This is a genomic window from Neorhizobium vignae (assembly GCF_000732195.1).
GTDB classification, from domain to species: Bacteria; Pseudomonadota; Alphaproteobacteria; order Rhizobiales; family Rhizobiaceae; genus Neorhizobium; species Neorhizobium vignae.
Genome location: NZ_JNNU01000060.1, coordinates 1 through 1,177, shown reverse-complemented (window position 1 = coordinate 1,177; position 1,177 = coordinate 1). Strand labels below are relative to the sequence as shown.

Here is a 1,177-nt window from a genome sequence, read left to right as displayed (position 1 = left end):
TTACTCGATGATCGAGGCGACGATGCCGGCGCCGACGGTGCGGCCGCCTTCGCGGATCGCGAAGCGCAGCTTTTCTTCCATCGCGATCGGAACGATCAGCTCGACGGCAACGGTGACGTTGTCGCCCGGCATGACCATTTCCGTGCCTTCCGGCAGCGATACGATGCCCGTCACGTCCGTCGTGCGGAAGTAGAACTGCGGACGGTAGTTGGTGAAGAACGGCGTATGACGGCCGCCTTCTTCCTTCGTCAGGATGTAGGCTTCGGCCATGAACTTCTTGTGCGGCTTGACCGAACCCGGCTTGCAGAGAATCTGGCCACGCTCGACGCCGTCACGGTTCACGCCGCGAACCAGAGCGCCGATGTTGTCGCCGGCCTGACCCTGGTCGAGCAGCTTGCGGAACATTTCAACGCCGGTCACCGTCGTCTTCGAGGTCGGGCGGATGCCGACGATCTCGACTTCTTCGCCGACCTTGACGATGCCGCGCTCGACGCGGCCGGTCACGACCGTACCACGACCCGAGATCGAGAACACGTCTTCGATCGGCATCAGGAACGGCATGTTGATCGGACGCTCAGGCGTCGGGATGTAGGCGTCGACAGCAGCCATCAGCTCGCGGATCGAATCCTCGCCGATCTTCTTGTCCGAATCTTCAAGAGCGGCAAGCGCCGAACCCTTGATGATCGGGATGTCGTCGCCCGGGAAGTCGTAGGACGACAGGAGTTCGCGCACTTCCAGCTCGACGAGCTCGAGAAGCTCGGCGTCGTCGACCTGGTCGACCTTGTTCAGGAACACAACGATCGCCGGAACGCCAACCTGACGGGCGAGCAGGATGTGCTCGCGGGTCTGCGGCATCGGGCCGTCGGCTGCCGAGCAAACCAGGATCGCGCCGTCCATCTGGGCAGCGCCGGTGATCATGTTCTTGACGTAGTCGGCGTGGCCGGGGCAGTCGACGTGCGCATAATGGCGGGCCGGCGTCTCATATTCGACGTGCGCCGTCGAAATGGTGATGCCGCGAGCCTTCTCTTCAGGAGCCGCGTCGATCTGGTCATAGGCCTTGTACTCGCCGAAGTACTTCGTGATCGCGGCCGTCAGCGACGTCTTGCCATGGTCAACGTGACCGATCGTGCCAATGTTGACGTGCGGCTTGTTGCGCTCAAACTTGCTCTTTGCCATT

Annotated in this window: 1 protein-coding gene; it reads right to left on the bottom strand. The window is 62.2% G+C overall.

Annotation, left to right across the window (positions count from 1 at the left end; genetic code table 11):
* On the bottom strand, positions 1–1,176 hold the full coding sequence (gene tuf / locus GQ59_RS30325) for an elongation factor Tu (RefSeq protein ID WP_037088622.1): 1,176 nt from the start codon (positions 1,174–1,176) through the stop codon (positions 1–3).
* Position 1,177 lies beyond the last annotated feature (1 nt).

Coding starts and splice junctions, on each gene's coding strand:
- tuf (WP_037088622.1), bottom strand. CDS start 1,176: ATGGCAAAGAGCAAGTTTGAGCGCAACAAGCCGCACGTCAACATTGGC.